We start from the raw sequence: 26,658 nt of genomic DNA on the forward strand, positions 1-26,658 counted from the left end.
ACAAAAGGTACCCACACCATGAAGAAACTCGCCTTCATCGCCGCGCTGTTGCTGTCCAGCAGCCTGAGCATGGCCGCCGACTACAACGCCCGCACCATCAAGTTCGCCGCCACCAGCCCCAAGGGCACCCCGCCGGCCATCGGCATGGAGCTGTTCGCCAAGCAGGTCGAACAGCGCAGCGGCGGCAAGATCAAGGTCCGCACCTTCCCCAACGGTGTGCTGGGTGGCGACGTCCAGGTGCTGTCGTCGCTGCAGGGCGGCGTGGTGGAAATGATGACCTGGAACGCCGGGCTGATGATCAACCACGTCACCGACTTCGGCATCCTCGACTTCCCGTTCCTCTACACCGATACCGCCAAAGTGGACGCCATGCTCGATGGCGAAGTCGGCAAGATGCTCACCGACCAGTTGCCGGCGAAAAACCTCGTCGGCCTGGCCTTCTGGGAGCTTGGCGTGCGCAACCTGACCAACAACGTGCGCCCGGTGAGCAAGCTTGAAGACATCGCCGGCCTGAAGGTTCGTGCCCAGCAGTCGCCGCTGTTCCTCGATGTGTGGCGGGCACTGGGCGCGAACCCGACGCCCCTGCCCTTCACCGAGGTCAACACCGCCCTGGAGACCGGCACCGTGGACGGCCAGGAAAACCCGGCGGCGCTGATCCTCGCCTCGCGCTTCAACGAAGTGCAGAAGTACCTGAGCCTGACCCGGCACAACTACAACCCGCAGATCGTGCTGATCAGCAAGACCTTCTGGGACAGCCTGAACGCCGATGAGCAGCAACTGCTCAGCGAAGCGGCCCAGGACGTGCGCCTGGAGCAACGGCGGATCTCCCGCGAGGCGGACACCAAGGCCATCGCCGAGCTGCAGGCCAGCGGCATGCAGGTCAACGACTTGGCGCCCGAAGAAGTCGCACGCATCCAGGCCACCATCCGCCCGGTGGTGGACAAGTACGCCGCGCAAATCAACCCCGAACTGGTCAGCAAGGTCTACCAGGCCATGGGCTACCAGGCGCAGTGAAGCCAAGCGCGCCGCCGGGTGCGGCGCTCCTCTCTTGTCATCAAGGAACACCATGAAAATCTCCGTCGCACAGATTCATCCCGTAGCCGGCAACCCGGAACAGACCATTGATAAAGTCGCTGCCCTGGCGCGCCAGACCGCCGCCGAAGGCTCGCGCCTGATCGCCTTCGCCGAGTGCCTGATCACCGGTGGCGCCTTCGACAGCCGTGAAGACCTCGAACGCGGCGCCATCACCCTCGACGCCCTGGCGCCATTGCTCGAAGTGTCGGCACAGACCGGCATCCTGATTGTTGTCGGCTTCTACGAGCGTCACGACGCCCAGGTGTTCAACACCGCGGCGCTGATCGGTGCCGAGGGCATCATCGGCCTGCACCGCAAGCGCCACCTGCCGTTCATGATCGGTGACCGTTTCACCGACCGCCCAAGCGAATGGACGCCACCGGTGTTCGACACCGAGATCGGCCGTGTCGGCCTGGCCATCTGTTATGAAATCCGCTTCCCCGAGGTAGTGCGTACCCTGGCCCTGGAAGGCGCCGATATCGTCGTGCTGCCGGCGGCCTGGCCCGAGCAGGCGCGCATGCTGCCGGACATTTTCAGCACCGTGCGCGCGGCGGAAAACATGGTCTATTTCGTCGCCCCCAACCGCAACGACATGGACGAGGGCATGCAGTTCATCGGCACCAGCCACATCATCGAGCCGTCCGGCAAGACGCTGGTGCGTGCCGGCCTGGAAGACGGTGTGTACAGCGTCGAGATCGACCTGGCCAAGGCCCGCAACAAGTCGCTGATCCGCGACCCGGGCGTGTTCGAAGTGCATCCGTTCCGTGACCGGCTGCCTGAAACCTACCGCCTCTGACCCGGACGAACTCGACCATGAACCAGAGCACCACACATACCTTGCTGAAGGCGCGCATGGCGCGCGGCACCACCTTCGGCATGAACATCTACAGCACCGCCTGCATGGCCATCGAAGTGGCCGGCAACTGGGGGCTGGACTTCGTCTTCATCGATGCCGAGCACACCGCGCTCGGCATCGACCGCGACATGGAAAAGCTCCTGCTGGCCGCCAGCCACGCCGCCATTCCCAGCCTGGTGCGGGTCCGCGGCACACTCGAATGGGATATCCGCAAGGCCCTGGAAATGGGCGCTGCGGGGGTGATCGTGCCGCAGGTGCACACGGCCGCGCAGATGCGCCAGATCATCCAGTTCAGCAAGTTCCCGCCGCTCGGGCGCCGTGGTGGCGACAGCTCCGTGCGCTCGGCAGGCTTCGCCGGGCCCGGCTTCGACTGGGCGCGCTACACCGAGGCGGAGAACGCCCGCAGCGTGATCGTGCCGATGGCGGAAAGCTTCGAGTTCTTCGACAACATCGACGAGATACTCGATGTGGAAGGCATCGATGCGGTGCACTTCGGGCCGGCGGACTACTCGCTGTCGCGCCAGTTGCCGGTGGACTATCGCCTCGGCAACCCGGAGGTGCTGCAGCGCCTGAGACTGCTGATCGAGAAATGCCATGCCCGTGGCATCCAGGTGATGGTGCCCTGCGCCCCGGCCGACCGGGAAAACGCCCGGCGGCTGATGGAACTGGGCAGCGACATGCTGCTGATGGGCAGTGATCTGTCCTGGCTTAACCAGGCGGGGCAGCATATTGCGGCGGTGAAACGTGCTCTTGCCTGAAGTACGTTAATCCACCAGGAAGTTCTGCTTGACCAGCGTTGCGCGAATAATCGAAACCAGTTCGCCCAGTTGCATATCAGGGCGCTCGGTCAGATAGGACAAGCAGAACTTCGCGGGTGGAATCGCCGGATCGCAGGGCAATGTTTTCAACATATCCACGGCCAGCATGTCGCGAATCAACGGTACCGGCAGAATACCGATGGCATGCCCGGCCGAAACCATCTTGGCGATAAAGGCCAACGAGTTGCTCGAATGGAAGGCGTGGCTCACCGAGCCACTTTCCTTCAACCAGCGATCAACTACCGAATACAGCGTCGATGGCGCGCTGTGGGTCACGATTGAATATTCCTGCGCATGTCGGGCGAGAAAAGGCCCTTCCTCGATATCGAGATGCCGAGCGGCGACCCATTGGAACGTCATCCAGCCCAGGAACACATCGGTGACGTCTTCACGGGTCGCCGGGTTGGTCAGCAGGGCGATATCAAGTTCATGATCGTTGAGCTTGCGGTTTAGCGCCGCGCCCACGTCAATGGTGATTTCCAGGGTGATTTCCGGGAAGTGCGCCTTGATTTCCGTGATGACCGCCGTCAGCCCGACCATGGCCGAACACTCGTCGGCGCCCAGGCGCAAACGCCGGTGTTTCTTCTGCTGCGCAGCGAACTGTTCAAGTTGCGTGCTGTTGTTCAACACCAGTTCCGCATGACGTAAAGCGGTATGTCCGTCGGCGGTCAGGCTCATGCGTTGTTTATTGCGATCGAACAACTTCACGCTGAGCAGCGACTCCATCTCCTTGATGCGCGCCGAGATGGCCGGCTGGGTCAGATGAAGATGCCGGGAGGCTGCGTGAACGCCGCCCAGACGTGCGGTCCAATAGAATGCCTCGATCTGCATCAGCGTAATACGCATGATAAAAACTGCTCCCGCCAGTGCTTACGGATTTTTATTATCGACCGTTCAAGGTGGTTGTTAGGATGACCGAAACCCTTCGAAAAAGCATCCGAGATAACAAGAACCCACTATGTATCTAATCGAAGCGCTGCCTGCCCCGGTCGATCCGAACATCCTCGAAGTGCTGATCGAGGCCGAACCGGCCACCATCGGACATTTCATCACCCACGGCATTCCCCATCCCGAGATCAAGGCGCACCTGCAGAACGTGCGTGCGGTCGGTACGGCGGTGACCGTGCGCATGCCCGGCAATGACGGTGGCATCCTCCACTACGCCATGGGCTGCGTGCGGCCTGGCGACTTCCTGGTGGTGGACCGCTGTGGCGAGCGCATCACCGCTGCTCTGGGCGGCGCCATGGCCTATGCGGCCAAGCAGGCCGGCGTGGCCGGGATCATCGTCGATGGTTATGTCACCGACCTGGGCGAGTTGCGCGAGCATGGCGTACCGGTCTGGTCGCGGGGCGCGAGTGCGATTACCACGCGGGTCATTGGTCTGGACGGCGAGTTCTGCACGCCCATCCACTGCGGTGGGGTTGTCGTGCGTGCGGGGGATGCGGTGGTGGCGGATGAAAACGGCATCGTGTTCCTGCCGCCGGAGCAGATGCTCGGGCTGGCGCAACGTGCCATCGACTTCCAGCGCAATGAAAAGCACACCCTGGCGCGGCTGGCGAAGGGCGAGAAGTTTCCGGATATCGTTGGGTCGCGGGCGACCATCGAGGCGGCGACCCGACCAGTGATTCCGCGCTGAATGTTGTAGGAGCGAGGCTTGTCGGGCCGCCGAACCGCCGCGAAGGACCGCGCAGCGGTCCCAGGATCTCATTGACCACACCATTTTGGGACCGCTAGCGCGGTCCTTCGCGGGCAAGCCTCGCTCCTACAAGGTACGCGCCGTACTGCTGATCACTGCTCCTAATAAAAGAACAAGAGGACTCCCGTGAAACTCAGCTCGCTACTTATCCCCCTGGCCCTGCTGGCAAGCACCGCAGCACAGGCCCAGGACTACCCCGAGATGCGCTTCAACGTAGTCGGCGGCGGCAGCCACAACTACACGTTCCGCGCAGTCGAACGCCCCTTCTGGACCCAGACCCTGCCGGAAGCCTCGGGCGGCAAGGTCACCGCGCAACTGCTGGGCCTCTCCGAAAGCGGCCTGAAAGGCCCCGAGATCATCCGCCTGATGCGCTTCGGCGCGGTGGACATCGGCATGGGCGTGTTCGCCTTCGTCGCCGGTGACGACGCCACCTTCGAAGGCGTCGACCTGCCGGGCATGGCTGCCGACATCGACAGCGCCCGCAGCATCGCCAACGCCTACAAGCCCGTGCTGGAACAACGCATGGCCGAGCGCCACGGCATCAAGCTGCTGGCCACCGTGCCCTACACCGCCCAGGTGTTCTTCTGCCGTGCTCCAGTGCAGACCCTGGCCGATCTGAAAGGCCGGAAAATCAGGACCCGCGGACGCAACATGGCCGAGCTGGTCAAGGCCATCGGCGCCGTCCCGGTGACCCTGTCCTTCGCCGAAGTGGTGACCGCCCTGCAGACCGGCGTCATCGACTGCGCCATCACCGGCATCGGCTCGGGCAACGCCGCCAAGTGGTACGACGTGGCCGAGCACCTGTACGACCTGCCGGTGGACTGGTCGATCGGCTTCTACGGCATCGGCCTCAAGCGCTTTCAGCAGTTGCCACCCGAAGTCCGCGAGCTACTGCAAACCCAGGCCCAGGTGCTGGAAGATGCGCTGTGGCGCGAGACCGCCAGGGAGAACCGCTACGCCCTGGCCTGCAACCTCGGTCGCCCCGACTGCCAGATCCACCAGCCCGCCCATATGACCGCTTCGGCTCCGGATCCACAGGAACGGGAAACCGTGCGCCAGGCCGCGCTGAAGATCGCCAACGACTGGGGCAAGCGCTGCGGCGCCGCCTGCGTCGAGCGCTGGAACGCCACGGTCGGGCAAACCCTCGGCATGCACCTGTCCTCCGGAGCCCACCGCCATGAATAACCCACGCTCCGGCATGACCGCAATCAACGCCGTGGCCAAGGCCAGCACCTGGGTCGGCGGCTTCGCCCTGCTTGGCTGCGCCCTGCTGATCGGCATCGACCTGATCCTGCGCAAGACCCTCGGCGTGTCCATGGGCGGGGCCGACGAGATTGCCGGCTACGTCCTGGCGATCACCAGCGCCTGGGCCTTCCCGGTGACCCTGCTCAAGCGCGCGCATATCCGCGTCGACATCCTCTACGCCCGCCTCGGCCTCAAGCCCCGGGTGGCCCTCGACCTGTTCGCCCTGGCCTGCATGGCGGTCCTGGTTTGCGCGCTGACGTACCACGCCTGGGCGGTGCTGTGGGACTCCATCGACTACCACTCGGTGTCCAACACGCCGTTGCAGGTGCCGCAATGGATACCGCAATCGCTGTGGTTCGCCGGCTACCTGTTCTTCGCCCTGACCCTGCTCAGCCTGATGCTCACCAGCCTCGGCCACCTGCTGCGCGGGCGCTGGGCCGAGGTCAGCGCGCTGATCGGCATCAACAGCGTCGAACAAGAGATCGACGAAGAACTCGGCAATGCCGGCAAGCCCCTGAAGGAGCAAACGCCATGATGAGCATCACCCTCTTCCTGTTGCTGGCCCTGCTCGGGCTGAGCGTGGCGGCGGCGGTCAGCGTCGGTCTGCTGGGCATGTCGCTGTCGCAGTTGTTTTCCACCCTGCCGCTGAGCAATGCGATGGGCGAGATCGCCTGGAACACCAGCACCGAATTTCTCCTGGTGGCGATTCCGCTGTACATCCTCATGGGCGAACTGCTGGTGTGCTCGGGCGTGGCCGGGCGCATGTACCAGGCGGTGGAGAAATGGCTGTCCTGGTTGCCCGGTGGCCTGATGAACTCGAACATCGGCGCCAGCGCCCTGTTCGCCACCACCAGCGGCTCCAGTGTCGCCACCGCCGCCACCATCTCCACCCTGGCCATCCCCGAGCAGGTGCGCAAGGGCTACAACGCCCCGCTGTTCCTCGGCTCGATCGCGGCCGGCGGCACCTTGGGCATCCTGATCCCGCCGTCGATCAACATGATCCTGTTCGCCCTGATCGCCAACGTCTCGGTGCCCAAGCTGTACCTGGCTGCGACCATCCCGAGCATCATTCTCAGCCTGCTGTTCGTCGCGCTGATCGTCATCGCCTGCCTGGTGCGCCCGCAACTGGGCGGACGCAAGGAGCACACCCGCTGGGCCGAACGCCTGGCCTGCCTGCCGGACCTGATACCGCCACTGGCGATCTTCGTGCTGGTGATCGGCTCGATCTACAGCGGCTTCGCCACCGCCAGCGAATCCGCCGCACTGGGTGTGCTCAGCGCCCTGGGCCTTGGCCTGTGGCGCCGGGCCTTCACCTGGCAGAGCCTGGGCCAGGCCTTCGAAGCCACGATGCGCACCAGCGGCATGATCATCTTCATCACCCTGTCGGCGTTCTTCCTCAACTTCGTCCTGGCCTCCATCGGGCTGACCACTGCCCTGGTCAGCTTCGTCACCGACCTGCAGCTGTCACCGATGTTCACACTGCTGGCGATCATCCTGTTCTACATCGTGCTGGGCTGTTTCATGGACACCCTGGCGATGCTGATTACCACCGCGCCGTTGATCGTGCCGATCGTCGTCAGCCTGGGCTTTGATCCCCTGTGGTTCGGCGTGGTGCTGATCGTGCTGTGCGAAATGGGCCAGATCACCCCGCCGTTCGGCATGAACCTGTTCGTGGTGCAGAGCATTCGCGGGCGCGGCAATTTCATGGACGTGGTCTACGGTGCGCTGCCGTTCTGCCTGGCGTTGCTGGTGCTGATCGGGCTGTTGATCGCCTTTCCGCAACTGGCGTTGTGGTTGCCGCGCAGCTTCTAGCAAAATTAGTTAACATCGACACAAATTTCGATCTGAACGGAACCTCTCCAGTGTCGTTGAAACTCACCGTAATCGACCAAACCCCTATCCACGATCACTGCACGGCGGCCAGCGCCGCCGGCACCTCGGTGGAACTGGCCACTGAATGCGAGGGCTGGGGCTATCACCGCTACTGGGTCGCCGAGCACCACAACAGCATCCAGTTCGCCGGTACCGCGCCGGAGATCCTGCTGACCCGGATCGCCAGCGCCACCCGGCACATGCGCGTCGGCAGCGGCGGCGTGATGCTGAGCCACTACAGCCCCTACAAGGTGGCCGAGACCTTTGCTTTGATTGGCGGGTTGTTTCCCGGGCGAATCGACCTGGGCATCGGTCGGGCTCCGGGTGGCAGTCATCTGAGTTCCGTTGCCCTGGCGGCACCGGGTACTGTTGCGCAGCACGACGCTTTTCCCCAGCAGGCCGCAGAACTCTGCGCCTTCCTGCGCGGTGGTTTTCCGGCTGGTCATGGCTATGCAGCGCTGACCTGCAATGTCGACGCCAGCACCCTGCCCTCGCTGTGGATGCTCGGTTCCGGCGGTGGCAGTTCGACCTTGGCCGGGCAGCTCGGCATGGGGCTGGCGCTGGCCCGGTTTATCGCACCGAAGGCCTGCTCGCCGGCGATCTTCGAGCATCATGCCGAGGTGTATCGGCAGGCTGACATGACCACGCCGGCGCCGCGTCTGGTGGCGCTGGCGGTGATTTGTGCTGCTTCGGATGAGGAGGCTCGGTTTGTCGCCGGGACTGCTGTCTATCGCAAGATGACGGCCGGGCGGATGCCTCGGGAGCCGTTGCAGAGCCCGGCCGAGGTGCAGCGTCGTTACGAACTGATGAGCGCCCAAGAGCGAGCCGAGTTCGATGACACCCTGGGCGATATGGTGGTGGGCTCACCTGAGACCTGTCGCCGGGAAATGCAGCGGATTGCCGATGAGTTTGGCTGTGATGAGGTGGGGATCGTGACCGTCACCTATCGGCTGGAGGACAGGTTGCGCAGTTATCGACTGCTTGCACAGGCGTGAATGCGCGGGAGCTGTTGCGGTTGCAGGTGTAGAGTTCGAGGCTCCCGCTTGCTGACGGTGTGAACCGACCCTGTCTTCCAACTCTCGATACCTGGCGCTGCGCAAGGGCCTTGTGCTCCTGGCGCTGTGCAGTCACCCGGGGTGAGCGCGGGGACGGTGGATGTGAGCAATGGCCGGACCCAGCAGACGTTCTCGGCGCCGGGCTGGATCACGGTGCTTACCGGGCGTTGGGCCAGGGAGCACGGGATTCTCGACAATGACAGTGCTGGTCCGATCAAGGTCGAGACGCTGTTCGAGCGTGTCGAGGAGGATGTGCCGGGTAGCCGGAGCCTGCTGGTTACGCAGTGGAAGCGGCTTTATGAGTTGGTGCGAGGGCGGCTGGACGCGCGTTCCGGGCTACATCACGCCACGGTCTTGCGGGCCGATGATGCGGCGATCGAGCAGGAGGTGCTGGGCACGTGGCGGCGCTGTCAGCCGCAGTTGGCGTTCATTCATCTGGATGCGGTGGATCAGGCCGGGCATCGCGGGGCGTTCGATGTCGGGGATGCGGGGTATGCGGCGGCGGTGCGGGAAACCGATGGGCGGCTGCGGCGCTTGTGGGAAAACGCGTTGAATGTGTCCCCTGGGCCTGAGCGGTTGGTGATCTTTGTCAGTGATCACGGCGGGATGGGGAATGGGCATGGGCGGTATTCGGAGGCGGAGCGGATGGCGCCGGTGCTGGTGGTGATGCCGGCTGGGCATTCGGCCGTGGGTGTCAGGGATCTGGTAGGGGTTGGGCGGGTTGTGTTGGAGTTTCTTCGGGGCGGATGAAGCACACAGGCATCCTTGCGAAACGGGAACTGTGGGGGACTCCATGTTGGACCCACAGATTGAAGCTGTTGCTGATGACCTCATCGCCGGCAACGCCGGCTCCCACAGGGTTTTGAGCCAGCCGCAGAACGTTGTGCCCAGCGCGGACCTTGTGGGAGCTGGCTTGCCAGCGATGCGCCGCGCAAGCGGCGCTCGATCGCAAGGACGCTGAAGAGCTCTCGGCATGTGCCTGGCGCGCCATAACGCAGCGTCCAGGATCCGGAATGCGGAACATACGCCGTCGCCCCGGACTCGTTTTACACCGATGCTTGGCAACTCCTCCAACGCCAAGGATCGCCACCATGAAAGAAAACACCTCACCTGCCCCGACCTCTCGCCGAACCACCGCAGCCACCCATTTCGGCGCCTGTAACGGTACTCATCCACCCGTTTTCGCGGTGAATCCCGATGTCGACATCGACGATGTACTGATGCACCTCACGGCAGCAGTCACATCGGCATTCGAATCCAACGCCCAGCTATGCGAAATGCTCGCCCGGCCTCTGGCGGATGTGGCCTGGGCTACCTGGCAATCACTGGAAGTCTGTCAGGCACTGATCGATGCGTTGCGCAAGGAAGACAGGTGCGTGAGAGCTGAGGCATGACGAGGGAAGCTGCCCGTGACGACCCAGTCATCGTCGCATTTCTGAACCTGTCGCAGACCGACATTGGAAAAGGTCAAACCGCCACGTCTGCGTCGCACACAGCGCAAACACTGTCGCCCAGAGCATCACGGGAATCTTTCAACCCGCCTACCCTGCCAACGGAGTAATCCTCGAAAACCAACTACCCGAGCCCACGGAAGCACCGTACATGCCTATCGCCTTCAGACCCGCCCAAGCCTCGGACGCGCAGGATATTGCGCGCTTCTTTCAACTGACATCCGAGGGCATGGCCGATTACATATGGAGCAAGCTGGCCGCACCCGGAGAAACACTGCTGAGTGTCGGTGCGTCGCGCTATGCCAGGGAACACGGCGACTTCTCCTATAAGAATTGCCTGATGGCCACTTCCGAAGGGCGCGTCATCGGCATGATGCACAGCTATGCCTTGCGCGAGAGCCCTGACAGGTCTGTCGAGACCGACCCGGTCCTCGCGCCTTATTCCGACATGGAAATACCCGACACCCTGTACATCTCCAGCCTGGCCCTGGATGAGGCCTGGCGTAGCCAGGGGCTGGGCGTCCAGTTCCTTCGCCATGCCCAGCAGCGCGCTGATGACGCTGGACTGAAGGGGCTTTGCCTGATCGATTATGCGGAAAACCACGGTGCACGCCGCTTCTATGAACGCCATGGTTTCCAGATCGTGAAAACCTGCCAGATCGTTCCGCACCCCATGCTGGGCGTAACCGGTGAAGCCTATTTGATGTATCGCCCAACCTACGACGTACTGGAGCAAAAGCCATGAACCAGAAACTGACCGTGTTCCGCGAACTGGATATCCAACCGGTGCGCGACCTTCCCTTTTTTGAAGAGGTCCTGGAGGGCACCCCTCATACACTGACCTCCAAGTACTATCACGATGAACAGCAAGGTCGCATTTCCGGAGAATGGGAAGCCAGCGTCGGAGCGTGGCGCATCGACTACAAGGTCTGGGAGTTCTGCCATGTCCTGGGTGGACGCTGCGTCATCGAACTCGAGGGTTGCGCCCCCGTCACACTGGCCGCTGGTGACACCTTCATTATCGAACCAGGCGCCAAGGGCAAATGGACCGTGCTGGAAGATATGAAAAAGAACTTCGTGATTCTCTTGCCCGCGAGCTAGGTATAGGGGTCGCGTTTCATCGAGCGCCGCACAGAGTACATTTCTAAAGCACGACGCGGACCCTGTGGGAGCGGGTTCACCCGCGATTACGATAGTGAATTCACCATCGCTATCGCGGGTAAACCCGCTCCCACAGAATCCGCACAAGCTCCCCAATCGAATCCCCCCCAAAGCCCCCGCCGCCAAAACGCCGGGGGCTTTTGCATTATCCACGCACCCAACAGCCTTTTCGCGTATGGTACCGGGCTGCATAGCACCCGCCTTCAGATCCAAATGACCGCACGAAACGAAACTTTAGCGTCAAATGCAAGGTCAATTGCATCACTTTGCTACTACGCTGAAATGGCAACGAACGCACCGCGCTGCACAACCCCGGGATAGGTATGACCCTGCAAAAACGCAATAACGTGCACCTCGCCGGCAGCGGCAGCGCGACCTTGATCCTGTCCCATGGCTTCGGCTGCGACCAGTCGATGTGGAAATTCCTGTTGCCGCATTTCGTCACGCGTTTCCGGGTGATCACCTACGATCTGGTCGGCGCGGGCCAGTCCGCTGTCGAGCTGCACGACCGCGACAAATACGCTTCCCTGTGGGGCTACGCCTCGGACCTCAACGAACTGATCGACGAATACGCCGAAGGCCCGGTGATCCTCGCCGGCCATTCGGTGGGCGCGATGATTGGCATCCTCGCTGACCGCCAGCGCCCGGGACGGATCGCCGCCCACGCGATGATCGGCGCCTCGCCCTGCTATATCGACTCTCCGGACTACACCGGCGGCTTCTCCCTGCAAGAGATCCATTCCCTGCTCGATACCCTGGACGACAACTACCTGGGCTGGTCCAGCACCATGGCGCCGATATTGATGGGCGCTCCGGGGCAACCGGCGCTGGGCGAAGAGCTGACCAACAGCTTCCGCCGCACCGATGCGCAGATCGCCCGGCATTTCGCCCGGGTGATCTTCCTCTCCGACCATCGCCAGGATATTGCCGGCCTGCCAACTCCGACGCTGATCGTGCAATGCGGCGACGACCCGGTGGTTCCGGTGGCCGTTGGCGAGTACCTGCACAGCGTGCTGCCCGACAGCCAACTGAACCTGATCGACAATATCGGCCATTACCCGCAGATGAGCGCACCGAGTGCCTGTTCCGCAGCCATGGACAGTTTCCTGACCCAGCGCGGCCTCGGCCATGGATGACACCCTGTCGCTCTGCAGCGAATCCCTGTTCGAAGAGGCACCCTGCGGGCTGGTGGTCATGGCCGAGGACGGCAGCCTGCTGCGCAGCAACCAGACCTTCTGCAACTGGCTGGGATATGACCAGGCGAGCCTCTGTGAGCGTCGCTTCGAACAGTTGCTGACCACCGGCGCCCGCCTGTTCCAGCGCACCCACTGGGTGCCGTTGATGAAGATGCAGGGCTCGGTGGCCGAGGTGAAGCTCGAACTGCTGCACCGCGACGGGCATATCATTGCCATGCTGCTCAACGGCGTACGCCGGGAAACCGCCGAGGGTGTGCATTACGAACTGGCCCTGTTCGGCACCACCGAGCGCGACCGCTACGAACGCGCCGTACTCGCCGCGCGGCAGCGGGCCGAAGAGCTGCTGGAGCAGAAGATCACCGCCGAAACCGCGCTGCAACAGGCCAAGGCAGAACTGGCAGAGGCCTATGAAAGCACCCAGCGCCGGGCCATCTTTGCCGAGCGCATGGTCGCCATCGCCAGCCATGACCTGAAAAACCCGATGACCGCGATCAAGATGGCCACGCAGATGCTCGAACAGGATGCTCGCTCCGACAAGGAGCACCGCCTGCTGAGCAGCATCGGCCAGTCCGCCGAGCGCGCGCAGCGGATGATCGTCGACCTGCTGGACTTCGCCTCGGTACGGATCGGCCAGGGCATCAGCATCCGCCGCCAGCCCGTCGACCTGGCGCAGGCCATCGAACACAGCGTGGCGGAACTGCGGGTGGCCTTCGACAGCGCCGCTATCCGCCATCTGGCCCGCGGCCGTGGCGAGTTCCCGGTGGACCCGGACCGCCTGCAGCAGATGATCGGCAACCTGGTGGCCAACAGCGTGGCCTACGGCGACCCGCATTACCCCATCACCCTGACCACCGACCTGACCGAGCATGGTGCAAGCATCACCGTTCACAACCACGGAGCGGGCATTGCCGACGAGTTATTGCCGACCCTGTTCGAACCCATGGTGCGCGCCAGCGAGCAGCAGGATGCGTTGCGCTCTGTGGGGCTGGGACTGTTCATCGTCCGGCAGATTGCCGAGGCCCATGGCGGGAAGATTTCGGTGACGTCGAATCCGGTGTATGGGACCAAGTTCACCATTCATTTGCCGGGTGGCGTTCAAGCCGACTGATCGATCCTCAAGCCAATGACTCTGGCGAGCATGGTCACATAGGGACTTCTTCGATCGATTCAACCCGCGCTCGCATCGCAATGGAACGCTGTTCGGTCAGTCCCCTTTTCGGTGCTCTTTGCCCTCGAGTCGCCCCTCGCACACCGGTCCTTGCTGTCACGCAAATGGCCGAGACATTCCACTAGCCTTCAATGATGTCAATGAGACATTATTTGTTGTCCAGCCCGATGGTAGCCGGTGGCTGGATCAAAACCTAAAGGAACGAGGTGGTCCAATGCCATTGGCAACAACGAACAAGCTCACGGATTTCGACATGGCGCTTTCGCTCTCGGAGGCGTCGATCAACGACCAACTGCGGGCGGGCTGGAAGGTGTGGAAGCGTATCAGGACCGGCAGCCCCGACAAAATCAGTGTGGACGGCCTGGATCTGGTGCTGGGATACCCGACCATTTCCCTCGATACCCAAGGAGCTCCCAATAACCGTGTGCGCATGAGCCTGAAGATCGAGTCAGCCACACAGGGTGGAAAGGAGGTCGCCAGGTTCCTGCACTGGAAAGTGCATTTCTTCGCGCATCTGGACCGACGCACGCTGAGCACCGCCCAGTTGTACCAGTTCGATTCCACTGCCGCTGACCAAGTGGAAAAGTGGGAACGGGAGGAAGATGTCGGTGCCGGGGGCCTTTCGATCGAGGCCTTGCTGATGACTCTGGCCAAAGGCCAATGCACGCTGGAAGCGCCACCTGAGGTCACCAGCTTCAGTATGCCCGACGAAGCATCGCGCGATAATTTGCTCGACCGCCTGGAGACCTGGCTGGGCAGCGACGTCTCACCCCTGCACGACAAGCTGGTTCTCAACTGCGTGGTGTACCCCGCCGCACCTGAGCGCCCGTCAACCTTCACCCTGTGTGACTACGCCTTCAAGATCACCGACGACCACAGCCAGGGGCCAAGCAACCCGCTCACCCGCACCCTGGACTACCTCGGCGTGTTCACCGGCCCTACCAGTCGCCCTATGCTCGCGGGCGATGAGCTCGATGCCGCACGCGGGAAGTTGGGCCCGTGGTACGAGATCGAAAGCGGCAACGGCGTGAACAGCAGCGTGGCCGGCCTGATGGTGCTGCGCGGCCGCCTGTTCCAGCAGCACATGCACAAGGAGTTGCAAAAGGCCTTCGAGGCAGAAGCCAGGCGCCTGATCGCGATATCCGACGCCTCCCGAACCATCGCACAACGTCTCGACAAGCCGGAGCTGGACCTACTCGACGGCCTGGACGTGAGTCTGTCGGACCGCTCGCTGCGGCTGTCGAACCAGAAAATGTTCAGGTTCAAACACGATGACATCGACTACGCGCTGCTGGAGTGGCTCGATCTGAGCATTATTCCGCAGCCTGGCAATGCCTGGTCTGTGAAGGGTATGGCAAGGATCCACCTGGAACGCAAACGCAAGGTAACCCTGTTCGAGTCCGAGGCTCGCGCGGCGTCGGACATCGAACTGAACGGCTCGCTGACCTTCGATATCGAGAACAAGGGCCTGGAGTATTCGATCAAGCCGGTACTGCGCATTAACGCCAAGGCGCATGCTCCGTTCGCCAGCGGCGAACCCGACGACTTCATCAGGAAATACGTACTGCAGATCTCCAATGACTATGATGTGAGGCGCGCCAGGGAAGTGACCACGCGCTTCAGCGAGCAGATCGCCCTGCGCTTGGAAGAGTCCTTCGGCAAGGTACAGGTGACACTCGACAACATGGCCTTCGTTCCGCCAGGGGAGAAGGTCTTCGCCTTCCGCAATGTGCGCTTCAGCGAACACCACGACCTGATGCTCGACGTGATGTACGTCGACGTCACCATCCCACGCCAGAGCTTTACCCAGGGCAAGGGCACCACCAACAAGCAAGGACGGTAAGCGCGCATGGACAAGACTCCCAAAATCAGCCAGCTCGATGCCCTGGATGAACACGGCGAAGCGAAGGCCAGCTTCACCATCGGGACCGATGTGCTCGAGTACATCGAGCCCGCCCGTACCTTCGGCCGCGACGACCTGGCAGACCCTACGGCTGCTGGCCGTTTCCAGGCCAGGATGATCGCCCTGCCCGATCGCCGCAATGCATCGGTGGAGCCAATGGTACTGACGCTGGGCAAGGGCCAGCGCCTGGCGCTGGTACGCCGCACCGGGGAAGCTTCCGCAGGCTGGGAAAGCATCGCGGTCGCAAGCAATGTCATGGCGTTCAGTGCAGCCTGGGCCGAGATCGACGGCCAGGAACGTATCACATTGGCGGTGGCGCTCAAGGACAACACCAGCGGCAAAGCCGTTTCCCGGCTGTTGGTGGCTTACAACCTCGACGCCAGCCAGACCGACTGGAGCGCCCTGCCCTGGACCGACTACGGTACCCGTGGCGACATGACCATCGATGCCATCCGCCTGCACCGCGAACCCGACCGGCGCTGGACCATCGTGCTGTCCGCGATGGAGGGCGGCAAGCAGGACGTCTGGCTGGTGCGCGACGACCGCGCCCCGTCCCTGCAACAGGCGTTGGTGTTCACGGTGCCATCGGAACTGAAGGAAACCCTTGCCTTGGACCTGGGTTCGGTGGGCGACGATGCGACCTTGTTCGCCCTGGGCATACAACGCAGCCACGATACGCTGGCGCTGTTCACTCGACGCATGCCAGGCAGCCGGATGTCCCCTACCGGTGTGCATCCGTTCGTCTGCCCGCCCGATGCACGAGTCCTGTCCCTTGGTGCAGCTAGCACCGACGGCAGTGACCTATACGTTGGCGGCCACGGTGTGCATCTGCTGGGCAAGGACGAGTTCTTCGTTCGAGACCCACAATTCGAAGAAGTGATTGCCCCTGAGCGCGCCAGGAACATTCGTCAACTCAGCGTCTGCGAGAACGCCGAAGGCGCCACCAGTGTCTGGGCCCTGCAGGCGGACGGGCAACTGCTGATGACCTGCCGGGAGAACGCCGCAGAGCAGTGGAACCAGTCGTTGATGATACGCAGCGACATCGCAGAGCTGGCCCCCGTAATGGGTGATGACCACCTGACCGCCGGGGTACTGCTGGTGTACCGCGATGGTCATGCCGGCTACCTGTGGCGTGATGCGCAGGGTATCTGGCAAGAAAGCGAAATCCGCGTTGCCGACCCGCAGGGCTCGGCCACTACCACCTGTTTCGCAAGCAATATCGTCATCTCCGACGAGAACGGTTTTGGCTTGCCGCTCAGTGAGGTCACGTTGCGCGCGTCCGTGTTGTCCACTCTGGTGGTCAATGGCCGGAGCGTGACCACTGGGCCGGACACTCCGATTCGAGTGCAGACCGATGCCCAAGGGAGCCTGCGCATCTTCAATCGGGCGCTGTCGTTCGCTCCGGCGCTTTATCGGATTGACATCGATGCCTGTTGCCAGACCCTGGAAGTGAATCCTGCGGCCACACTGTACAGCCGTTTCGACAATCTCTCGGTCGCAGAACTACAGGCCGCCAGGTCCGACGACAAGCCGCTGCTCGGCGACGAGTACCGCAGCGCTGAAGGCTCGCGCACGCTCGAGGCGCTGGTCTCGGCGCTCAAGCAGGCTTCGCTGCTGCTAGGCGACGCCGCCGGACCTGCCAGGCTGGTGCCGCTGGGTGCCGGTTTCGACTCACAGGTGGGCAGCCACCTGAGCGATCAATACGCCTGGGGCGTTGCCAGCGACGGCAAGGGCAGGCTCAGCAGTACCACTGCGGCGCAGGCACTGGCCATCCAGGGCAGCGACGACGCGGAACTTGGTGGTTTCGGCGAGTCACTGTCGGACCTTCTGGAAGGGCTATGGGCCAGGGCCACCTCGGCAGTGAAATCGGCCTTCAGCTTCGTGATTCGCAAGGTCGGCGATGCGATCGAGTTCGTCTGCGAGATCGCCGGCAAGATCAGGCGCTTCGTGCTCGACACACTGCAATCGATCGGCACCTTCTTCAAGAACCTGTGGGAAAGTGTCAAGATCGCCGCAGAGGAGGTGTGGAAATACCTTAAGTTCCTGTTCAACTGGAAGGACATCGGAAAGGTCCGCCAGTACATGCTGGACAACGTCGACTCTCAGTTCGTGGAAATGCTGGAACTGGCCGAACGCATGAAGGGCAGCGTCGGCAAAGGCTTCGACGGGGTTCAGGAAAGGCTCCGTGCCCATGCCAAGCGGCTGGGCATCAACTGCGCCGGGCAGCCTGTACCGGGCAAGCCGCAGCACAGTCTGGTGCGCGAACATTCCAAGGAAGAACATAACAGGTACGAAGTCACTCGTACCGGTCCGGCCGCGTGGGTCAACGACCTGATCAACGGCATCACCAGTGCATTCGTGGTGTATGAAACGCCCGATCTGGGGGACTCGCACCAAAAGCTCGAGCAAGACATCAACCAGCACCTCGACGAGTTGAAGGCAGCCTTCAAGGATCTTGGCGTCAACACGAAGGACGTCTTCGGCCCCGAGGGCTTCAAGCTCGCCGACCTGGACTTCGAAAAGATCGAGAAGCTGGTGCTCAGCCTGATGTTCAACATCGCCGACGTCGCCGTGCGCGTGCTCAAACAGGTGGTGACCGGATTACTGACGGCGCTGCAGGGGCTGATCAACAGCTTCCGCGTTCTGTTGTTCAGCAAGATTCGCTTCCCGTTCATGGAAAAGACCTTCGCCCTGCTTACCGGTGGCAAGACCATCGATACCTCGTTCCGCATCATCGATGTAGTGATGTGGCCGGCTGCCGTGCTCACCACCATCACGTGCAAGCTGGCATTGGGTGACGAGGCCATCGAGTTGCTGATGGCCTCCGATACACTGAAGCAGGAGAAGGTCACGGCGAGGTTTGCCAGAATCAAGCGCTGGACCGATCTCTTTCGCGACATCGCGCTCAACGCATATGGCGTGGTAACGAGCTTGATGAAGGCGAGCCTGCTGACCAAGGGCGTTTTGCCCAAGGCAGCGATGAACTGGTATCAGAAAATTCTCTGGGCCGGCCAGATGCTGCAAAAGGCTGCCACTCCGTTCTTTCCGACCGGGCGCAAATCCGGACCCTGGGTCGAGATATTCCTGAGCCTGTCCTGGCTTGCCGGAATGACGCAACTGACGCTGGAGTTCTTAAACAGCGAGAGCCGGGGGCTGCTGAACGCCAGCGACAACATCATGGCCCAGGCCGTGGCGGCTGCGCCTGCGGCTGTCTTGATCGCGGCAGGCGGCTTGTTCTGGATGCTCAGCTATTGGGCCGACGACGAGAGCAATCCCTGGAAACTGGCCAACCGCATCGCCTACATGGCCTCCGGTGTCTGCATGCAGGCGTGCATCATCGTCGTGGACCCGGTCACAAAAGCGCTGCTCTACGCCACCGGGCTCGGCATGGTCACCTGGTTCGCAGCAAGCTACGTGACCCAACAGGTGATCGAGTTCAAGAAGATGCCGACGGAGTAGATTGTCGGTCTTGCCGCTCAGCGAAGCGCTTCGGCGTCGCTGAGCGGCAGTCGGCCGTCGAATTGGTTTCATCCGGTAGCTGACGCATCAAGATGGAACCTGACAGAAATGCTTCGATTTCAGGCCCTTCAGTTAGCCCGATCCAGCCCGCGCCACGAAGTAACGGTTTCCGGACGACGAACAGCCATCACCGGCTTGTGCTGCGGCGCCAGCTTCGCCTGCACCTCCCCCGCCGCCGCCAGCACCTTCTTGGCCCAGCTCTTGTCCTTCGGGCAGATCACCACCACGCGGAAACCATGGTCATCGCCTTCGATCCGCACACCATCGGAGTCATCGACATGCAGGTCGATATCGAACGCCGGCGGGAATTTCGACGGCATCTTCTCGAACGCATGCTCGGTCAGCGCATGGTTGTGCCGGTCGCTGTTGACCACGCCATCGACACGAATGCCATAGAGCATCAGCCAACGACGGATATAGGAAGGGGTACGCCCGGAAGAGGTGTAGATCCAGATGCTGCAGCCCTGGCGACGCAGGTCGCGGATCAGGGCGCGGGTGCCGCTGCGCAGGGGCTCGCCGAGCCAGCGGTGGATGAAGTCGGGAAGCTTGCTGTCTTCGGCAGGGCTGTGATGCGGCAGGCAGGCGAGCGTGTCGTCGATGTCGAACGAGATGCGGATGCGCGGCCGGTTCATGGCATGCCCGATGGCCTGCCATGCCCTTTTCCCGCTGGCCTGCGTTCGCTCGAGCATTCGGTACCTGGCCATCATTGATTCTCCTGATAAATCGGCATGCGGGGAGCGCTCAGAAAGAATTTCCTGGGATCCGGTGCTTTAGCTTCAAGAAAAGCCGCGTACTTTTTCTTGATCTTGGGCAGTTCATACAGTGCCTTGACGCCATGCTTGGCAGAATTGCGTATCACCGAGGACGGGTTGAAGTAGCCCTCGGCATTGTCCAGCGACAGCACGAAGGGCGGCAACCCTGCGCGCATCAACAGGTAGCTGACGATCAGCGAGCCCGTGCGGTTGTTGCCTTCGATGAACAGCTGCGGCTTGCTGAGGATCCGGACGTAGACCCCGGCCGCCCGCTTCCACACCGAATCGCTGCGGTAGGTGCAATACCAGTTGTAGAGATCCTTGATGCCACCTTCGACGTTATTGAAGAAGTGCTCCTCGGTCGCCTCGAGGTGCTGGGCAAATTCACTCCGGCGTACAGGATCGCTCCCACACAGCACGGTGGCGTTGATCTCCAGCATCAGGTCCAGTTGCCGCAGGTCGAACAGGTCCACACCACGGGCGACATAGTCGTCAATCAGCGCATAGCCTTCAAGCACATTTTGCAGAACCTCGTCGGTGAACGGATCACGCGGTTCGAGAAAGTGCCGGCTGAGCTCGGCGAAGTGCTGTTGCACCTCGCGCAGGGCCTGTTCTACCGCTGACAGATTGAGACGATGCGTCGCACCCATGGACTATTCCGCTAAAGGCTGGACAGACGATAAAGCGACCCGCCGCCGGCAGACCTTTCGGTCTCCGGCGGCGGGTCGCCTGTGAAGTACGGCGTGACTCAGCTGAACTTGCCGCTGATGTAGTCATCCGTCAGTTGTTCACGCGGGTTCTGGAAGATCTGCGTGGTCGGGCCCATTTCCACCAGGTAGCCGGTACGCGTGCCTTGCGAGATGTCCACCGAGAAGAACGCGGTGGTATCGGCAACACGGATCGCCTGCTGCATGTTGTGGGTCACCAGGGCGATGGTGTAGTCCTTCTTCAGTTCGACCATCAGCTCTTCGACGCGACGGGTAGCGATCGGGTCGAGTGCCGAGCACGGCTCGTCGAGCAGCAGGACTTCCGGCTCGGTGGCGATGGCACGGGCGATGCACAGACGCTGCTGCTGGCCACCGGACAGCGACAGGCCGCTGACCTTGAGCTTGTCCTTGACCTCATCCCACAGCGCCGCGCCTTGCAGGGCGTGCTTGACGCGGTCGCCGATATCGCCCTTGTAGCGGTTCAGGCGCAGGCCGAAGGCGACGTTGTCGAAGATGCTCATGGAGAACGGGTTCGGCTGCTGGAACACCATGCCGATGTAGCGGCGCACCACGACCGGGTCGACGCCCTTGCCGTAGACATCCTGGCCGAGAAAGTGCACGTGGCCTTCGAAGCGGAAGCCCTTCACCAGGTCGTTCATGCGGTTCAGGCTGCGCAGCACGGTACTCTTGCCGCAACCGGACGGACCGATGAAACCGGTGATCTTGTTCTTCTCGATCGGCACATGGCTGTCACGCACGGCCATGAAGTTGCCGTAGAAGATCTTGTCCAGCTTGCAGTCCATTACCACTGGAGCCTGGCTGGCCACGGGAGCGGCCTGTTGCGCGGTAGATACGTTCAAGTTCAGATGCTCCCTTTCTTAATACTTGGGCTTGCCGAAGATACGGCTGACGATATTGACCAGCAGCACGATCATTACCAGGACCAGCGAGGCCGCCCATGCGAGCTCCAGCTGGTTGTCGAACGGCATGCCGGAGAAGTTGTAGATCAGTACCGCCAGCGACGCCGTGGGGTTCATCACCGCCAGGCTGCCGTCGTGGTAGATCCAGTAGTTGCTGAACAGCGCGGTGAACAGCAGCGGCGCGGTTTCGCCGGCGGCGCGGGCCACGGCCAGCATGACGCCGGTGAGGATCGCCGGCAGGCCGGTCGGCAGGACGATCTTCATGATCACCTGGGCACGGGTGCACCCCATGCCGTAGGCGGCGTCCTTCATGATCTTGGGGACCATTTTCATGGCTTCCTCGGCCGTCAGTACGACGATCGGCAACATCAGGACTGCCAACGCTACGCCACCTGCGGGCGCCGAGTAAGTACCGGTGGTCATGACCACCAGGGCGTAGGCGAATACACCCGCGAGGATCGACGGCAGGCCGGTGAGCATCTTCGCGGCGAAGCGCGAGGCGTTGGCCAGCTTGCTGTCGGGGCCCAGTTCGGCGAGGAACACCGCGGCGAGGATGCCGACCGGTACCGCGATGGCGGCAGCGATGCCGACCATGACGAAGGTACCGGCCATGGCGTTACCGAAGCCGCCGCCCATCTCGAAACCGGTCGGTGGCAGCTCGGTGAACACTTCCAGGTTCAGGCGTGCGCCACCCTTGGTGATCAGCATGTACAGCACCGAGAGCAACGGCACGCTGGCGACGATCGCGGTGAACCAGGCCAGGCTGGTCAGGATGATGCTGCGCAGGGCGCGGCCTTCGAACCGGCGCTGCAGGCTCGGCAGCGCGGTGGCTGGTTGGGACAGGTCGGTCATTATTTATTCCCCCGCTGGGCGTAGAGCATGAGCAGCGATCCGAGCACGTTCACCAGCAAGGTGATGAACATCAGCACCAGTGCCGCGTACATCAGCACTTCGACCTCGGTCGGGCCGGCTTCCGGGAAGTTCAGGGCGAGCAAGGCCGCCAGGGTGTTGGCCGGGGCGAACAGCGACACGGTGATGGTGTTGGCGTTGCCCACCAGCATGGCCAAAGCCATGGTTTCACCGAGGGCACGGCCGAGGCCGAGGACCAGCGAGCCGAAGATGCCGGTGGCCGCGGACGGCACCATCACCTTGAGGATCGCTTCCCAGTGGGTGGTACCCAGGCCGTAGGCGGCCTGCTTGGTTTTCATCGGCACGCTGGTCAGGGCGTCCTGGGACACGGCGGCAACGGTCGGCAGGATCATGATCGCCAGTACCAGTGCAGCCGGCAGCAGGCCGGGGCCGCTCAGGGAGGTGCCGAAGAACGGGATCCAGCCCAGTTCGCTGTTCAGCCAGGCGGTCAGCGGACGGATGGCCGGGATCACCACGTAGATGCCCCACAGGCCGTAGACCACGCTGGGGATCGCGGCGAGCAGTTCGACGATGGTGCGGAAGACGGCGGCGAGTTTCGCCGGGAGGAAATCCTGGGTCAGGAAGATCGCCATGCTCACGCCAAAGAAACCGGCGATCAGCAGTGCGATAAAGGCGCTGTAAAGCGTGCCCCAAATGGCTGGCAGAATTCCGTATTTGCCTTGGTTGACGTCCCAGACGGTGCCGAACAGCACGTCGAAGCCGTGTTTTTCCATACCAGGGAGCGCTTTGCGTCCTACTTCGAAAATCAGGGCGAAGACCAGCGCCAGGATCAGCGCAACACCGATGCGTGCCAGGGCACGGAAGATGCGGTCGACCAGGAAATCCTTCGCCGAAGGTGGCCGGCATGCAGAGTCGGGGTTTTCCGGTATGTCAAATGGGGTGTTCATCGATTAATTCCGGGACAGGGGCAAACGCTCCCGGCGTGGCGATCAAGCCACTCCGAGAGCGCGCTGGCAGTCTTACTGGATGTTGGCGGACGCTTTGCGTACCTGCTCGACAACCGATGGTGGCAGCGGGATGTAGCCCATCGAGTCAGCGATCTTCTGACCTTCGGTCAGGCTGTACTCGATCATGTCGCGCATGGCCTTGGCCTTGGCCGGGTTGCCGTTGTCCTTGCGGAAGATCATCCAGGTGTAGGAGGTGATCGGGTAGGACTTGGCGCCGTCCGGATCAGGCAGCCAGGCCACCAGGTTTTCCGGCATCTTCACCGCGGCCAGTGCTTCGGCACCGCTTTCGGCGTTAGGGACGACGTACTGGCCGGCCTTGTTCTGCAGAACGGCGAAGTCGACCTTGGCCAGCTTGGCGAAGCCGTATTCGATGTAGCCGATAGCGCCTGGAGTCTGGCGAACGGTGGCGGTGATGCCGTCGTTCTTCGGCGACTTGATGAACTTGTCGGTCGCAGGCCAGTTGACGGTGTTGCCCTCGCCCAGTGCTTCCTTGAAGGCAGGGTTGATGGCCGACAGGTGCTTGGTGAACACGGCGGTGGTACCGCTGGAGTCAGCGCGCACAACGACGGTGATCGGGGTAGCCGGCAGCTTCAGATCAGGGTTGGCAGCGGCGATCTTAGGATCGTTCCACTGGGTGATCTTGCCCAGGAAGATGTCGGAGTAGACTTCACGTGGCAGCTTCAGGCCTTTCGGGTTGCCCGGCAGGTTGTAGGCCAGGACGATTTCACCGGCAGTCATCGGCAGCAGCTGGACGCCTTCGGCGACCTTGGCGATTTCTTCGTCTTTCATCGCCGAGTCACTGGCGGCGAAGTCGACGGTCTTGTTCAGAAAGTCCTGAACACCTGCACCACTGCCTTTCGATTGGTAGTCAACAGTCACACCCGCGGTGTTCTTGCTGAAATCCTTGAACCAGGTCAGGTAGATCGGCGCAGGGAAACTGGCGCCGGAACCGGTCAGGCGCACGCTTTCGGCAAAGGCCGAAGAAGCGAAAAGGGATACCGAAACGGCGAGTGCAGCGGACTTCATCAGGCGTTTCATTCAGAAAGTGCTCCATGTGATGGCCGAGGCACTTTGCCGAAACTTTATGACAGTAATGTGAATGTTCGGTGGCGATACGTTGATATCAGACGGCTATCAGCGCTTTATACACGAGAAAGCTGGATTGGCGTGGACTTTGTGGGAGCTGGCTTGCCAGCGATTGCAGCAGTGGCTTCACCATCGCAATCGCTGGCAAGCCAGCTCCCACAAGGTCCGCGTCGCTCTCAGCGTTTCAACAGCGCATCGACACTCCGAAGCAGCGCCTCCAGGGCAAACGGCTTGGTCAGTACCGGCGCTTCCAGCGGCGAGTTGTCCAGCACTTCCGGTCGCGCGTAGCCGGTCATGAACAGCACCGGCAAGCCAGGCCGCGCCGCGCGGCTTTCCAGCACCATCCGATGCCCGTCCATGCCACCGGGCAAGCCGATATCGGTGACCAGCGCATCAATGGGAATGTCCGAGCGCAACAGGCGCAGCCCGGCCTTGCTGTCCGCCGCCTCGATCACCGAATAGCCATGCCCGGTGAGCGTCTCGCTGACGAAGGCCCGCACCGAGGCCTCATCCTCGACCACCAGCACCGTGGCGCCACTGGCGACCCTGGCGACGTCCTCCACGGTCTGTTCGCGCGCTGGCGGCGCAAGCAACTGGGGCCGTGCCGGCAGCGACAGGAATACCTGGGTACCCCTGCCCTCCTCGGATTCGATCCGCACCTGGCCGCCGGACTGCCGGGCAAAACCGTAGATCATCGGCAAGCCCAGGCCCGAACCGGCACCGACCGCCTTGGTGGTAAAGAACGGCTCGAAGGCCTTGGCCAGCACCTCGGGGCTCATGCCGCAGCCATCGTCCTCCACCGCGATGGTCAGGTAGTCGCCGGGCGGCAGCTCGTGCTGACCGCCTGGCTGGTCGAAGGTCCTGATGCGCAGCTCGCCGCCACCACGCAAGGCATCGCGGGCATTGATGCACAGGTTCAACAGGGCGTTTTCCACCTGGGCCGGATCGACCACGCAGGTCGAACGCAGCGACTCCAGTTGCACCGAGACATCGATGGTCGGCCCGACCGTGCGCTGGATCAGCTCTTCCATGCCGCTGACCAGCGAATTGATATCGGTGGGTACCGGCAGCAAGGTTTGCTGGCGAGAGAACGCCAGCAAGCGGTGGGTCAACGCGGCGGCCCTTTGCGCCGCACCGTAGGCCACCGCCACATAGCGCTCGAGATCCGCCGAGCGGCCCTGCGCCAGGCGCAGTTTGATGAGGTCCAGGCTGCCGGTGATGCCGGCCAGCAGGTTGTTGAAGTCATGGGCGATACCGCCGGTGAGCTGGCCAACCGCCTCCATCTTCTGCGCCTGACGCAGTGCGGCCTGCGCGGCCTCGTTTTCGGCGAGGGCCTCGCCGATCCGGGTTTCCAGGGTGCGGTTGAGATTCAGCAGCGCCTCTTCGGCGGCTTTCTTGGCCGTGACGTCGATGGAAGAGCCGATCAAGCCCATGACCGCCCCCGTGTCATCCAGCAAGGGGGCCTTCACCGACAGCCAGGTGGCCGCGGTGCCGTCTGCCATGTCGACCTGCTCCTCGATCTGCTCGGCCTTGCCGCCGTGCATGATGCGCTGGTCGGTGGCCATCACCTGGCGTGCCTGCTCCTTGTCCTCGAGGAATTCCAGGTCGGTCTTGCCGATATAGAAGGCGGGCGGCTTGCCGATCAGCTCGGTGGTGCCGTGGTTGGCCACCAGCATTCGCCCGTCCAGGTCCTTGGCGTAGACCACGCCGGGGACCGCCCCGGCGAAGATCCGCAGCAGCGCCGACACCCGATCGCGCTCGGCCTCCGCCGCGCGGCGCGACTCGATATCGATGAGTACGCCCGGGAAGCGCACGGGCTGCCCTTCGGCGTCCAGTTCGCAATGGCCGCTGGCTTCGATCCAGCGGTAGCAGCCGTCTTGCTGCCGGACCCGGTACTCGCAGCGAAAGGCCCCGCCGCGCTGCATGGTCTGCTGGATTTCGGCGGCGACGCGATCGAGGTCGCCAGGATGGATCGAGGTGAAGGCTTCCTCGATCGGCATGCCGGCGCGGCAGCGGTCCAGAGGCAGGCCGAAAGCCCTGGAAAAGGGTTGGTCGGCGGTGACGCTGTTGTTGGGGATGTCCCAGACCCAGGTGCCACTGATGGCCCCGGAATCCAGGGCCAGTTGCAGACGCTCGAGGGCGTCGCCGGTATCGGAGGATGGAGATTGCATGACGGGCCTCGCGGCGGCGAACGGGAACGGTGCCCGGCGACGATAGCCGATCGCCTTGACGCAGGGGAAGACAGTGCGGGGGCGGAATAAATTCCCTGTCGTCGGAAATTCGCCAACCGCGGACCTTGTGG

24 protein-coding genes are annotated in these 26,658 nt (G+C 62.6%); 16 read left to right on the forward strand and 8 right to left on the reverse strand.

All coding sequences use genetic code 11. From position 1 onward, the window contains the following. Positions 1–18: 18 nt before the first annotated feature. Genes AC2CQI_RS07900 through AC2CQI_RS07910 form a run of 3 tightly spaced genes read left to right on the forward strand, consistent with a single transcriptional unit; the run spans position 19 to position 2,688 of the window. Positions 19–1,014 carry a TRAP transporter substrate-binding protein gene (locus AC2CQI_RS07900; protein WP_484579804.1) on the forward strand — a complete coding sequence of 332 codons (996 nt, stop codon included), beginning with the start codon at positions 19–21 and terminating at the stop codon, positions 1,012–1,014. Between the two features lie 52 nt (positions 1,015–1,066). Next, complete coding sequence (locus AC2CQI_RS07905; RefSeq protein WP_075801762.1) at positions 1,067–1,870, forward strand: carbon-nitrogen hydrolase family protein; 804 nt, start codon at positions 1,067–1,069, stop codon at positions 1,868–1,870. Between the two features lie 17 nt (positions 1,871–1,887). Continuing rightward, on the forward strand, positions 1,888–2,688 hold the full coding sequence (locus AC2CQI_RS07910; RefSeq protein WP_075801761.1) for an HpcH/HpaI aldolase family protein: 801 nt from the start codon (positions 1,888–1,890) through the stop codon (positions 2,686–2,688). Between the two features lie 6 nt (positions 2,689–2,694). Here the strand turns inward: AC2CQI_RS07910 and AC2CQI_RS07915 are convergent, their stop codons facing one another. Next, a complete protein-coding gene (locus AC2CQI_RS07915; protein WP_075801760.1) occupies positions 2,695–3,594 on the reverse strand; it encodes a LysR family transcriptional regulator in 900 nt (299 codons plus the stop codon). Positions 3,595–3,706: 112 nt separating this feature from the next. Between AC2CQI_RS07915 and AC2CQI_RS07920 the strand changes: the two genes are divergently transcribed. The 13 genes from AC2CQI_RS07920 (at position 3,707) to AC2CQI_RS07980 (ending at position 18,954) form a co-directional block, all read left to right on the forward strand. Then, complete coding sequence (locus AC2CQI_RS07920) at positions 3,707–4,384, forward strand: RraA family protein (RefSeq protein ID WP_484579805.1); 678 nt, start codon at positions 3,707–3,709, stop codon at positions 4,382–4,384. A 186-nt stretch (positions 4,385–4,570) separates the two neighbouring features. Continuing rightward, the gene (locus tag AC2CQI_RS07925; RefSeq protein WP_484579806.1) at positions 4,571–5,629 is read left to right on the forward strand and encodes a TRAP transporter substrate-binding protein; all 1,059 of its coding nucleotides are present in this window, start codon (positions 4,571–4,573) and stop codon (positions 5,627–5,629) included. Continuing rightward, on the forward strand, positions 5,622–6,224 hold the full coding sequence (locus AC2CQI_RS07930; RefSeq protein WP_484579807.1) for a TRAP transporter small permease subunit: 603 nt from the start codon (positions 5,622–5,624) through the stop codon (positions 6,222–6,224). The genes AC2CQI_RS07925 and AC2CQI_RS07930 overlap by 8 nt, the downstream gene beginning before the upstream one ends. Next, positions 6,221–7,501: a TRAP transporter large permease gene (locus AC2CQI_RS07935; protein WP_075801756.1), complete on the forward strand. Its 1,281-nt coding sequence runs from the start codon at positions 6,221–6,223 to the stop codon at positions 7,499–7,501. The genes AC2CQI_RS07930 and AC2CQI_RS07935 overlap by 4 nt, the downstream gene beginning before the upstream one ends. Before the next feature lie 50 nt (positions 7,502–7,551). Further along, positions 7,552–8,556, forward strand: coding sequence for an MsnO8 family LLM class oxidoreductase (locus AC2CQI_RS07940; protein ID WP_484579808.1), 1,005 nt, complete (start codon positions 7,552–7,554; stop codon positions 8,554–8,556). Between the two features lie 162 nt (positions 8,557–8,718). Next, positions 8,719–9,366, forward strand: coding sequence for an alkaline phosphatase family protein (locus tag AC2CQI_RS07945; protein WP_484579809.1), 648 nt, complete (start codon positions 8,719–8,721; stop codon positions 9,364–9,366). Positions 9,367–9,707: 341 nt separating this feature from the next. Then, a complete protein-coding gene (locus AC2CQI_RS07950; protein WP_075801753.1) occupies positions 9,708–10,010 on the forward strand; it encodes a hypothetical protein in 303 nt (100 codons plus the stop codon). Positions 10,011–10,218: 208 nt separating this feature from the next. Continuing rightward, positions 10,219–10,812: a GNAT family N-acetyltransferase gene (locus AC2CQI_RS07955; protein ID WP_484579810.1), complete on the forward strand. Its 594-nt coding sequence runs from the start codon at positions 10,219–10,221 to the stop codon at positions 10,810–10,812. Continuing rightward, a complete protein-coding gene (locus tag AC2CQI_RS07960; protein WP_075801751.1) occupies positions 10,809–11,168 on the forward strand; it encodes a cupin domain-containing protein in 360 nt (119 codons plus the stop codon). The genes AC2CQI_RS07955 and AC2CQI_RS07960 overlap by 4 nt, the downstream gene beginning before the upstream one ends. 383 nt (positions 11,169–11,551) lie before the next feature. Then, positions 11,552–12,364 carry an alpha/beta fold hydrolase gene (locus AC2CQI_RS07965; protein ID WP_484579811.1) on the forward strand — a complete coding sequence of 271 codons (813 nt, stop codon included), beginning with the start codon at positions 11,552–11,554 and terminating at the stop codon, positions 12,362–12,364. After that, positions 12,357–13,532, forward strand: a complete 1,176-nt coding sequence (locus tag AC2CQI_RS07970; RefSeq protein ID WP_484579812.1) for a PAS domain-containing sensor histidine kinase — start codon at positions 12,357–12,359, stop codon at positions 13,530–13,532. Before AC2CQI_RS07965 ends, AC2CQI_RS07970 begins: the two co-directional genes overlap by 8 nt. A 274-nt stretch (positions 13,533–13,806) precedes the next feature. After that, positions 13,807–15,435 (forward strand): hypothetical protein, encoded by a 1,629-nt coding sequence (locus AC2CQI_RS07975; protein ID WP_144443529.1) that lies wholly within the window; start codon positions 13,807–13,809, stop codon positions 15,433–15,435. 6 nt (positions 15,436–15,441) lie between these two features. Further along, complete coding sequence (locus tag AC2CQI_RS07980) at positions 15,442–18,954, forward strand: hypothetical protein (protein WP_484579813.1); 3,513 nt, start codon at positions 15,442–15,444, stop codon at positions 18,952–18,954. A gap of 128 nt (positions 18,955–19,082) precedes the next feature. On the opposite strand, the gene AC2CQI_RS07985 is transcribed toward AC2CQI_RS07980, so the two are convergent. The 7 genes from AC2CQI_RS07985 to AC2CQI_RS08015 form a co-directional block, all read right to left on the reverse strand. Beyond that, positions 19,083–19,703: an HAD family hydrolase gene (locus tag AC2CQI_RS07985; protein WP_484579814.1), complete on the reverse strand. Its 621-nt coding sequence runs from the start codon at positions 19,701–19,703 to the stop codon at positions 19,083–19,085. Between the two features lie 14 nt (positions 19,704–19,717). Beyond that, positions 19,718–20,416 carry a hypothetical protein gene (locus AC2CQI_RS07990; RefSeq protein ID WP_075801745.1) on the reverse strand — a complete coding sequence of 233 codons (699 nt, stop codon included), beginning with the start codon at positions 20,414–20,416 and terminating at the stop codon, positions 19,718–19,720. 98 nt (positions 20,417–20,514) lie between these two features. After that, complete coding sequence (gene pstB / locus AC2CQI_RS07995; RefSeq protein WP_218641232.1) at positions 20,515–21,276, reverse strand: phosphate ABC transporter ATP-binding protein PstB; 762 nt, start codon at positions 21,274–21,276, stop codon at positions 20,515–20,517. A gap of 75 nt (positions 21,277–21,351) precedes the next feature. Continuing rightward, positions 21,352–22,245 (reverse strand): phosphate ABC transporter permease PstA, encoded by an 894-nt coding sequence (pstA, locus tag AC2CQI_RS08000; protein WP_075801743.1) that lies wholly within the window; start codon positions 22,243–22,245, stop codon positions 21,352–21,354. Continuing rightward, positions 22,245–23,210, reverse strand: a complete 966-nt coding sequence (gene pstC, locus AC2CQI_RS08005; protein ID WP_075801742.1) for a phosphate ABC transporter permease subunit PstC — start codon at positions 23,208–23,210, stop codon at positions 22,245–22,247. The genes pstA and pstC overlap by 1 nt, the downstream gene beginning before the upstream one ends. A 72-nt stretch (positions 23,211–23,282) precedes the next feature. Further along, a complete protein-coding gene (pstS, locus tag AC2CQI_RS08010; protein ID WP_484579815.1) occupies positions 23,283–24,308 on the reverse strand; it encodes a phosphate ABC transporter substrate-binding protein PstS in 1,026 nt (341 codons plus the stop codon). Between the two features lie 224 nt (positions 24,309–24,532). Further along, entirely contained in the window at positions 24,533–26,527 is a 1,995-nt protein-coding gene (locus tag AC2CQI_RS08015; RefSeq protein WP_484579816.1) for a hybrid sensor histidine kinase/response regulator, read from the reverse strand. Positions 26,528–26,658 lie beyond the last annotated feature (131 nt).

This window comes from Pseudomonas sp. P2S-1 (assembly GCF_057197725.1).